This is a genomic window from Streptomyces sp. rh34 (genome assembly GCF_002551245.1).
Taxonomy (GTDB): domain Bacteria; phylum Actinomycetota; class Actinomycetes; order Streptomycetales; family Streptomycetaceae; genus Streptomyces.
Genome location: NZ_NTGZ01000284.1, coordinates 1 through 9,231 on the forward strand (window position 1 = coordinate 1; position 9,231 = coordinate 9,231).

Annotated in this window: 13 protein-coding genes and 1 pseudogene; 8 read left to right on the forward strand and 6 right to left on the reverse strand. The window is 72.6% G+C overall.

Features of this window, described 5'->3' with window-relative positions:
* Window positions 1–168: pseudogene (locus CR470_RS38895) on the forward strand (SHOCT domain-containing protein); the annotation flags it as partial.
* 119 nt (window positions 169–287) lie between these two features.
* Entirely contained in the window at window positions 288–1,118 is an 831-nt protein-coding gene (locus CR470_RS32410) for a tyrosine-protein phosphatase (protein ID WP_097871035.1), read from the forward strand.
* Between the two features lie 31 nt (window positions 1,119–1,149).
* Here CR470_RS32410 and CR470_RS32415 read toward each other — a convergent pair whose 3' ends face one another.
* Entirely contained in the window at window positions 1,150–1,584 is a 435-nt protein-coding gene (locus CR470_RS32415) for a hypothetical protein (RefSeq protein ID WP_257138987.1), read from the reverse strand.
* Window positions 1,585–1,709: 125 nt separating this feature from the next.
* Window positions 1,710–2,288, reverse strand: coding sequence for a hypothetical protein (locus CR470_RS32420; protein ID WP_097871037.1), 579 nt, complete (start codon window positions 2,286–2,288; stop codon window positions 1,710–1,712).
* A 221-nt stretch (window positions 2,289–2,509) separates the two neighbouring features.
* On the opposite strand from CR470_RS32420, the gene CR470_RS32425 reads away from it, so the two are divergent.
* Window positions 2,510–2,914, forward strand: coding sequence for a J-domain-containing protein (locus CR470_RS32425; RefSeq protein ID WP_097871038.1), 405 nt, complete (start codon window positions 2,510–2,512; stop codon window positions 2,912–2,914).
* 31 nt (window positions 2,915–2,945) lie between these two features.
* Window positions 2,946–3,443: a GNAT family N-acetyltransferase gene (locus tag CR470_RS32430; protein ID WP_097871039.1), complete on the forward strand. Its 498-nt coding sequence runs from the start codon at window positions 2,946–2,948 to the stop codon at window positions 3,441–3,443.
* A 78-nt stretch (window positions 3,444–3,521) separates the two neighbouring features.
* Here CR470_RS32430 and CR470_RS32435 read toward each other — a convergent pair whose 3' ends face one another.
* Window positions 3,522–3,902, reverse strand: a complete 381-nt coding sequence (locus CR470_RS32435; RefSeq protein ID WP_097871040.1) for a VOC family protein — start codon at window positions 3,900–3,902, stop codon at window positions 3,522–3,524.
* Between the two features lie 204 nt (window positions 3,903–4,106).
* On the opposite strand from CR470_RS32435, the gene CR470_RS32440 reads away from it, so the two are divergent.
* Window positions 4,107–4,679, forward strand: coding sequence for a DUF6328 family protein (locus CR470_RS32440; protein WP_097871041.1), 573 nt, complete (start codon window positions 4,107–4,109; stop codon window positions 4,677–4,679).
* Window positions 4,680–4,685: 6 nt separating this feature from the next.
* On the opposite strand, the gene CR470_RS32445 is transcribed toward CR470_RS32440, so the two are convergent.
* From CR470_RS32445 to CR470_RS32455, 3 genes are all read right to left on the reverse strand, one after another.
* A complete protein-coding gene (locus tag CR470_RS32445; RefSeq protein ID WP_097871042.1) occupies window positions 4,686–5,495 on the reverse strand; it encodes a VOC family protein in 810 nt (269 codons plus the stop codon).
* Window positions 5,496–5,596: 101 nt separating this feature from the next.
* A complete protein-coding gene (locus CR470_RS32450) occupies window positions 5,597–6,511 on the reverse strand; it encodes a cation diffusion facilitator family transporter (protein ID WP_097871043.1) in 915 nt (304 codons plus the stop codon).
* A gap of 52 nt (window positions 6,512–6,563) precedes the next feature.
* The gene (locus CR470_RS32455; RefSeq protein WP_097871044.1) at window positions 6,564–6,905 is read right to left on the reverse strand and encodes a DUF6479 family protein; all 342 of its coding nucleotides are present in this window, start codon (window positions 6,903–6,905) and stop codon (window positions 6,564–6,566) included.
* 231 nt (window positions 6,906–7,136) lie between these two features.
* Here CR470_RS32455 and CR470_RS32460 point away from each other — a divergent pair, with 231 nt between their 5' ends.
* The 3 genes from CR470_RS32460 (at window position 7,137) to CR470_RS32470 (ending at window position 9,158) form a co-directional block, all read left to right on the forward strand.
* Window positions 7,137–7,526, forward strand: coding sequence for a hypothetical protein (locus tag CR470_RS32460; protein WP_097871045.1), 390 nt, complete (start codon window positions 7,137–7,139; stop codon window positions 7,524–7,526).
* Between the two features lie 61 nt (window positions 7,527–7,587).
* Complete coding sequence (locus CR470_RS32465) at window positions 7,588–8,160, forward strand: (2Fe-2S)-binding protein (protein ID WP_097871046.1); 573 nt, start codon at window positions 7,588–7,590, stop codon at window positions 8,158–8,160.
* A complete protein-coding gene (locus CR470_RS32470; protein WP_097871047.1) occupies window positions 8,157–9,158 on the forward strand; it encodes an FAD binding domain-containing protein in 1,002 nt (333 codons plus the stop codon). Before CR470_RS32465 ends, CR470_RS32470 begins: the two co-directional genes overlap by 4 nt.
* Window positions 9,159–9,231: the final 73 nt, after the last annotated feature.

Here is a 9,231-nt window from a genome sequence, read left to right on the forward strand (position 1 = left end):
ATCGCGCACGAGCGCTTGGGGGGCGCCGGGTCGGGCGGGCCCGGCGAGGAGGGCGCCGCGGGGGACGACATCATCACTCGTCTGGAGCGACTCGCCGAACTGTGGAAACGGGACGTCCTCACCGACGCCGAGTTCGTGGAGCAGAAGACGAAGCTCCTGTCGGACTGATGCGCGCCGACGCCCCGGGGTGCCCCCGGCGTTCTCCGGTGGTGCTTTCCTTGCTGCGTGCGATGTTGGTCCTGATATGTGGAATTCCTGGAATTCATCGGGGAAAGAGGCAGTTCATCGTGCAGACCGCCCGGACCGTTCCGGCCGCCACCGTTGTCAATCTGCGCGACCTGGGCGGCATCGCATTGGGCCGTGACCGCCGGGTGCGGCAGGGCGTCCTGTTCCGCTCCGGTCAGCTGAGCGAGCTGGACCCGGAGAGCGACCGGGCGGTGCGCGCGCTCGGGATCCGCACCGTCGTGGACCTGCGCACCGCCGACGAGCGTCAGTGGGCCCCGGACCGGCTGCCGGACCGGGCCAGGCTCTTCGTCGCCGATGTCCTGGGCGACCACCCGGGCGTGGCGCCCGCCCGGCTGCGGGCCCTGCTCGCGGACCCGGTCGAGGCGGAACGGACGCTGGGGGGCGGCCGGGCCGAGGAACTGTTCGCCGAGACCTACCGGAAGATGGTCCTCTCGCCGGGCGCCGCGGCCGCCTACCGGGCCTTCCTGGAGACGGCCGCCGACCCCGGTGCACGCCCGCTGCTCTTCCACTGCACGGCGGGCAAGGACCGTACCGGCTGGGCGGCAGCCGTCCTGCTGATGCTCCTGGGGGCGGCCCGCGCGACGGTGCGGTCGGACTTCCTCGCGGTCAATCCCGCCGTACGGGCCGCCTTCGCCCCGTACGTGGCGAAATTCCTGGACGGTGGCGGCGACCCCGCCGTCGCCGCGGCGATCATCGAGGTCCGCCCCCGCTACCTGGACGTGGCGCTCGACGCCATGGACGAGCGCTGGGGCGGCCTCGACGGCTACGTGCGCAACGGGCTGCGCGTGCCCGACGCCGCCCTGGAGCGGCTGCGCGACGGCCTGGTGATCCGCGGAGCAGGGGCCGGTCAGGCCGGGAGGCTCCCGGCCTGACCGGCCCCTGTACGTCCGGGGCGAGGCCCGGCTACAGGCGTACGAGGCGTTCCGTCAGGTCCCGGTAGTGCTGGAGGGCGATCCGCAGATCCTCGGTCTCCGCACCGGTGGCAGGGCCGCTCCCGCTCCTCCCCGCGCGCAGTCGCCGCCCGCGCTCCTCCAGGACGGCCCCGAGGCCGGCGACGACCTCGTCGAAGGTGGCGTCGGCCTCCCGCACCGCCCGGTGCGGGTCTTCCACGAACCCGGTCACCGCCTGCTGGATCCGGGCGGCGAACGCTTCCTGCTCGTCGGGGGCGAACAGCGGCCTCCCGGGATGCGGGCCGTCCTCGGCGCTGCCCGGAAGCCCGGCCTGCCCTGCCGAGGAGGCCGTGGAGGCCGTCGGGGCCGTGGGTCCGGGGGAGGGACGAGGGCCCGTCCCGGCACGGTCCGCCGGCTCCTTGCCTGTGACCGTCCGCGGAGCCGTCACGTGAGCACCCTGCTCCCTGCCAGGCGTGCCCGGGCCCCTCACGGGTGTGCCCGTGTCGATGGGTTCGGCGCCTTCGGGCAGGTCCGCGCCGCCGGGCAGCGGCGCCTTTCCGTTCGGTGTCCGCGTCATGATGTACCGCGTCCCTTCACCAGATGCCTGTTGCCGTGCTCGCGCCCCGACGGGCCGCCCGCGAGCAGGTCGTCGAAGAGACCGCGGGCCTCGATCAGGGCCTCGCGCATCTCCTCGGTGCTCGCGTCCCCGCGACGAGCGGCGTGCACCCGGCGGTAGCCGTCGACGTGTGCGGCGTGGTGGACGGAGAGCGCGTCCGTACGGTCGTCGAAGTCCTCGCCGTCCGGGAAGCCGCGCTCGCGCGACAGATCGGCCAGCAGCGCGTCGGCTTCGATGAGCGCCCGCTCCGGGGATTCCACGAACAGTTCCTGGGCGCTCGCCCAGCGGGCGGCGTACCGTGCGCGCGCCTCCTCGGTCATCGGCCGCTCGTCGAGGTGCCCGTGCCGCTTCACTCGATCGCCGAGCTCCTGTTCGGCCGCCGCGGTGTCGCCGCCGTGCCGGGCGACCACGCGGTCGTACTCCGGTCCGAAGCGGTCGCGCAGCCCCCTGCCGCCGGCCGGACGTCCACGAAGAAGGAAGAACGCGGCGACGGCCGCCACGGCGACCACGGCGATGATGATGATCGTTGTCGTCACGGCTACCGCCCCCGACGTTCATCGGCCGGTACGTAGCTCTGCTGTCGCACAGTGGTCAACCCCTTTCGGTCCGGGCCCGGCGGCAACCGCCGGGTGATGTGCAGGAGTTCGTGTACCCCAGGATCCCGGATCAAGGCAGCGGCCCTCCGGGGGGAAGGCTCCGCGCGACGCTCTGTGTAGGGTGAAAACGTCGAATCGGCGGCAGGTCGGAGGGACATGCGATGACGGAGCGCAAACCACCGGGAGTCAGTTTCGAGTCCTGGGTCGACCGGCAGATCCACGAGGCGGAACAGCGCGGCGACTTCTCCGCGCTCCCGGGCTTCGGCAAGCCGATCGCCGGCCTGGAACGCCCGTACGACGAGGCCTGGTGGATCAAGCAGAAGATGCGGCGGGAGGGCGTGTCGATGCTGCCACCCGCGCTGGCCCTGCGCAAAGAGGCGGAAGACGTCCCCCGCGCGGTGTCCGCGGCTCGCACCGAGGCCGAGGTACGGCGCATCCTGACCGAAGTGAACGACAAGATCGAACGGGCGATCCGGATGCCTCCGGAGGGCCCGCCGCTGCGGCTGACCCCCTTCGACGTGGACGGGACCGTCCGCCGCTGGCACGAGGAACACCGCCCGGCCTGAAGCCGTCACCGCGGTGCCGCATACTCGCCGTATGGGATCGGGCAGGGAAGGGCGACGGCGCGGACGCGCACCACAGCGTGCCGAGGTGATGGTCCGCCGGGCCGCGGCGGGCGACTCCGGCCGCCTGACCCGGCTGGTCCGCGCATCAGGCGCCTACGAGGGCCCGTACGCCCCGATGGTCGAGGGCTACCGGATCGGGCCGGACTACATCGAGGCGCACCGGGTCTTCGTCGCCGCGGACGGCGGTAGTGGCCGGATCCTCGGCTTCTACGCGCTGCTCCTCGACCCGCCGGAACTGGACCTGATGTTCGTCGCCGACTCCGCCCAGGGGCTCGGCATCGGCCGACTGCTCGCCGCGCATCTGCGCGAGGAGGCCCGGAGCGCCGGGCTCACGGGCGTCCGGATCGTTTCCCATCCGCCCGCCGAGGGCTTCTACCGGAGCATCGGCGCCGAACCCGTCGGCACGGTGCGGGCCGTCCCGCCGGCGGTGATGTGGGACCGCCCCGAACTCCTGCTCCGCATCGGCTGAGGCGCGCACGGCCGGGGGCGGCCGGAGCCCGGCCGCCGTGCGCGGCCGGGCTCCGGGGCTGGGCGTTTCAGGCGGCGATCAGCCGCCGTACGGGCGGGTGATCAGCTCCATGCCATGACCGCTCGGATCGGGGAAGTACACGCCCCGTCCGCCGTCGTTGTGGTTGATCTCGCCGGGAATCTTCTGATGGGGATCGGCGAAATAGTCGATCCCCAGGGCCTGGATCTTCGCGAACGCGGTGTCGAACTCCGCCTCCGAAATGAGGAAGGCGTAGTGCTGCGGGGTGATCGAGGCGGCGGGAACCGTCGCGAAATCCAGCGTGACGCTGTTCGCGAGAACGACCGGAATGAACGGACCCCACTCGTCTCCGACCGTCAGGCCCAGCAGATCCGCCAGGAACTCCGCGGACGCGCGCTTGTCCCGGCAATGGATGATGGTGTGGTTCAACTCGACTGACACGGTGGAATGCCTCCCACGGGCATCTCACGGGCCACCTCCACGCCTCACCCGGCCGGTGACCGACGCGCGATGCCCTGTCGTGATCATAGGCGGGCCGCGTACACCGGTCCACGGGGTTACGCCCGTGGCCATGGGGAACCTGTGAGATCCGGCCATCGGCACGCCGCCGTCCCCGCCGGGCCCTCAAGAAGAAGGGGAGGCCACGTGACAGCCAGTAGAGGCCGTCAGGAGACCCAGGAGGAGCGGGCGGACCGGCAGTGGTCCGAACTGCTCCAGGAGCTGCGCGTCGCACAGACCGGGGTGCAGATCCTTTTCGGTTTCCTGCTCGCGGTGGTCTTCCAGTCGCGGTTCGAGGATCTGGGGGAGACCGACCGGAACATCTACGTCGTCACGGTGATGCTGGGCTCGGCGACCGCGGCGGCGCTCATCGGCCCCGTCTCGTACCACCGGCTGCTCACCGGCCGCCGGATGAAGCCCGAGACGGTCATCTGGGCCTCCCGGATGACCGTGCTCGGCCTGGTGCTGCTGTTCTGCACGATGTGCTCGGTGCTTCTGCTGATCCTGCGCGTCGCCCTGCACAACCAGCTGGCCCTGTGGCTCGTCGGAGCCATGGCCCTGTGGTTCGTCGCCTGCTGGTTCGTCTTCCCGGTATGGGCCCTGGCCCGGGGGCGCTCCGGCCGACGGGACACCGACGACGAGGAAGAGGACGGGAACAGGGACGGGAACAGGGACGGCGACGGAGGCGAGTCGCCCGAGCGGGGGAGTGGCGCCGCCTGAACCGGGTCAGGCCGGGCTGCGCACATCGGTCACCGCGAACAGCGCGCCGTCCGGATCCCGCAGAGTGACCTCGGTGCCCCCGAAACCGGTGCGCTCCTCGACGAGGGCGCCACCGTGCCGCCCGGCCGCGGAGACCGTCGCCGCGAGGTCCGCCACCGGGAACTGAACCTGCCAGTGCGGGCGCACCATCGGATCGACAGCCGCCTCCACGGCCCCCGAGCTGATCCGGGCCAGCGCGTGCCCCTCGCACCGCACGATGACCTCGTCGCCCTCGTACGCGACATCGCAGCACCCCGGCCGCCCACTCGCCCAGTCGAGCACCTCGCCGTAGAAGATCGCCGCGTCGAAGGCGTTACGGGTCCGCAGGCGCAGCCAGGCGTGCGCGTGGTCGGCCGGGGCCGGCGGTGAGGCGGAGGCTTCGGTGCGCTCCCAGAGGCCGAACGACGCCCCGTCCCGGTCCGACGCCAGCACCCCGCGCCCCTTGCCGAGCGTCAGCGGCCCCACCGCCACGGTCCCGCTGCGCTCGCGCACCCGGGCGGCCGCCACGTCCGCGTCCTCCACCGCGAAGTACGGCGTCCAGGCCACCGCGACCTGGTACGCCGAGGAGACGGCGAAGACGCCGGCGACCGGCACCTCTCCGCGGTAGGCCACGGCGAAGTCGGCCCCGAGCCGCCCGGGGCGGAACGACCAGCCCAGGACCTGTGCGTAGAACCGCTCGGCGGTCGCCAGGTTCCGGGTCATCAGGGTGACCCAGCACGGCGCGGCCGGTCCCGTCAGCGGTGCTGCCGAGGCCGTACGGGGGTCGCTTCCGGTCATGGTGGTCCACTGCCTTCGTCGAGGAGCGGCGTCCTGCCCGGCCGCTGCGGTCCAGCAACCAGCCTCGACCGGCCCGCCCGGTCCCGCAACGCGGGCCCCGGTCACCGCCCGGCGCGCGGCGGGGCGTTCGTGATGTCGAGGAAGACCTGGTCGGCCTGCGGCCACCGGTCGGCCATCGCCTCCCTGATGCGCATCGACACCTCCTCCACCCGCTCGCTGTCGATGCCGGGGGCGAGGTCGATACGGGCGGCCACCAGGACCGAGTCCATGCCCAGCCGCATCGTGAGCAGCTCGGCGACGTTGTCGATCTCGCCCTGGCGCATCAGGAAGCCCACCAGATCGTCCCGCAGCGCCGGATCGACGGCCTCGCCGATCAACTGGTCGCGGGCGTCCCGTCCGAGCCGGAAGGCCACGTAGACCAGCAGCACCCCGATGCCCAGCGAGGCCGCAGCCTCCCAGACCACGCTCCCGGTGGTCAGGTGCAGCACCATGCCCGCCATCGCGAGGGCCACGCCGAGAACCGCCGTGCTGTCCTCCGCGATGACGGTGCGCAGGGCCGGATCCAGGGCCCCGCGCTTCTCACCGCGCGCCTGGTGCAGCGCCCGGGCCAGCGACGTGCTCTCGGAGACGAGGGCGACGCCGAGGACGATGAGCCCCGCCGTGTAGCCCTCGGGGGACTCGGGGTCGCCCCGGCGAAGGGCGGAGAGCCCCTGGTAGAACGAGAAACAGCCGCCCATCACGAAGATCCCGACAGCGGCCAGCAACGCCCAGAAGAAGCGCTCCTTGCCGTATCCGAACGGATGACGGGCATCGGCGGGGCGGCGGCTGCGCCGGAGAGCGGCCAGGAGGAAGACCTCGTTGAGGCTGTCGGCGACCGAGTGGGCCGCCTCCGACAACAGGGCGGGGGAGCCAGAGGCCAGCCCGCCCACGGTCTTGGCCGCCGCGATCACGAGGTTGGCCGCGAGCGCCACCAGGACCGTGAGACGCGTACGCCGGTCGGCCGCCGTGCCGGCCATCACCACCTCCTGAGCAGCGGGAGCCGGCCCGGAGCCTCCGCGGGGCGGGCCGTCAGCCGCGCGGGGGCTCCTCGTCGGGCGGCAGCGGACCGTTGCCGTGGTCCTTCAGCTCGTACGGGGACAGGGCGTGACCGTCGGCGGGGAACCGGTCGGAGGAGTGCGGGTCGTGCTGCTCGATGTGGGTGCGCCCCTCCGGCTTCTCCGGCTGCTCATGGGGCTGCGGCGGCGGCGGCTCGGCGTCGTGCTTGCGCTTGCTGAGGATGAAGCCGCCGATCAGCAGGGCGACGACGGCCAGCGCCACGATGGGCAGGACCAGCCCGAGAGCCCCCGTGCCGTCCGCGAGTGGGACCGCGGCGGACACCTCGACCGCGTTGACTGCATTCAGAACATCCATGTCATGCGCATACCCCGGTAGAAGTGCATCAGTCAGCTATTCACAGCAATTCATGTTTTATGGGTATCTCAAGGGAAACACGTTTCAAGACCATGGGCCAGGACCGCCCTCCTGCCCGCTCTCCGCGAGTTCCAGACCTCTTTCGGATGCTTCCCGTGTCGCCGTCGGCCGGATGCGAGGACAGCCTGGAGTGGTCCCGAAGGCCGGCACCCCCCAGCGGAAGGAATCACGGTGAACAGCACCCCCGAGCAGAGCGGTGAGCAGCACCCTGCGGGCCGGGAGGTGGTGGTCTCGCTCAGCCGCTGCGACACACAGGACGCACGGACCGTTTTCGACGTGCTCGCCACCGCCTTCGCCTCCGACCACCCGATGGGCGAGACGCCCACGTCGGCCTCGGGCCCCCGCCCGACCGTCTGGGTCACCACCGTCGACGTGTCCGAACCGAGGGCGGACGCCACCCCCGCCCGCCTCACCGCACCGGTCACGGTGGACGCCCAGGGCGGCTACTGGGCCGTCGACCGGCTGCGTACCCACCTCACCGGGGCCTTCGCGGTGAGCGTCGTCGGCACGGCAGCCGGCGACCAGGAGGAGGAGGTCAGGCTGCGGCTGGAGAACCGCTGACGGCCCGAACGAGAAAACGACCGGGGTGACCCCGCCCCGCGGCGAAGCGAAAGGCGCGCGCATGGATTCCCTCGCTCTGGGAGCCGACCTCGAACCGGAACAGGTCGTCGACGAACACTCCGCCGTGACCCTGCACGTCAACGGCGACCCGACGACGCTGACCGTCGACCACCGCACCACGGTCCTGGAGACGCTGCGGGAGAGCCTCGGCCTCACCGGGGCCAAGAAGGGCTGCGACCACGGCCAGTGCGGGGCCTGCACGGTCCTCGTCGACGGGCGGCGGGTCAACAGCTGCCTACTGCTCGCCGTCGCCCAGGACGGCGCCACGATCACCACCGTGGAGGGGCTCGCCGTCGGCGAGAGCCTGCACCCGGTGCAGCGGGCGTTCATCGAGCGGGACGCACTCCAGTGCGGCTTCTGCACCCCGGGCCAGATCTGCTCCGCCGTCGGCATGCTCCGCGAGGCCGCGGACGGCCACCCCTCGCACGCCACCGGACCGGACGCCCCCGCGACCGGACCGGGCGGTCCCGTCGCACTCGACGCCGATGAGATCCGGGAGCGGATGAGCGGCAATCTGTGCCGGTGCGGGGCCTACCCCCGGATCGTCGAAGCCATCGAGGACGTGATCGAGTGAAACCGTTCGGCTATGTGTGCCCCGCCTCCACCGACGAGGCCGTCCGGCTCTGCGCCGCCGGTCCCGGCGCCCGCTTCCTGGGCGGCGGCACCAATCTGGTGGACCTGATGAAACTCGGCGTGGAGGAGCCCCGGGTCCTCATCGACGTCGCCGGCCTGCCACTGGACCGGGTGGCCCGGACGGCCGACGGCGGCCTGAGCATCGGCGCGACCGTGCGCAACAGCGACCTCGCCGCCCACCCCGACGTGACGGAGAGCTACCCCGTGCTGTCCCAGGCGCTGCTGGCCGGGGCCTCCGGCCAGCTCCGCAACTCCGCCACCACCGGCGGCAACCTGCTGCAGCGCACCCGGTGCCGCTACTTCCAGGACGTCTCCAAGCCCTGCAACAAACGGCTCCCCGGCTCCGGCTGCCCCGCACGTGAGGGGACCCACCGCGACCTCGCGATCCTCGGGCACTCCCCGGAGTGCGTGGCCACCAACCCGTCCGACATGGCCGTGGCCCTCGCCGCACTCGACGCGACCGTGGTGCTGCTGGGGCCCGAGGGCGAACGAGCCGTCCCCCTCACCGAGTTCCACCGCCTGCCGGGGGAGAACCCCGACCAGGACACCGTGATCAGGCCCGGCGAGCTGATCACCGAGGTGGTGCTCCCGCCGCCGGCGCCCGGGGCGGCCTCCCGCTACCGCAAGGCCCGCGACCGCGCCAGCTTCGCCTTCGCGCTCGTCTCCGTCGCCGCCACGCTCCGGGTGGACGCCGGCCACGTGGAGCACGCCACGCTCGCGTTCGGCGGCGTCGCCCACCGGCCGTGGCGGGCCCGCCGGGCCGAGATCGAGCTGCGCGGGGCACCGGCCACGCCCGCGGTCTTCCAGCACGCCCTGATCGCCGAACTGGCCGAGGCGCGGCCGCTGCGGGACAACGCGTTCAAGGTGGACCTCGCCCGCCGGCTCGCCCTCGACGTGCTCGGCGAACTCACCGAGCGGCAGCCCGCCCGGACCGGCTGAACCGCCCCGAGCGCTCTCCGCGTTCGCCCGCCCCCCCCGCACCACCGACCCCCGAGGACCCACCGCCATGACC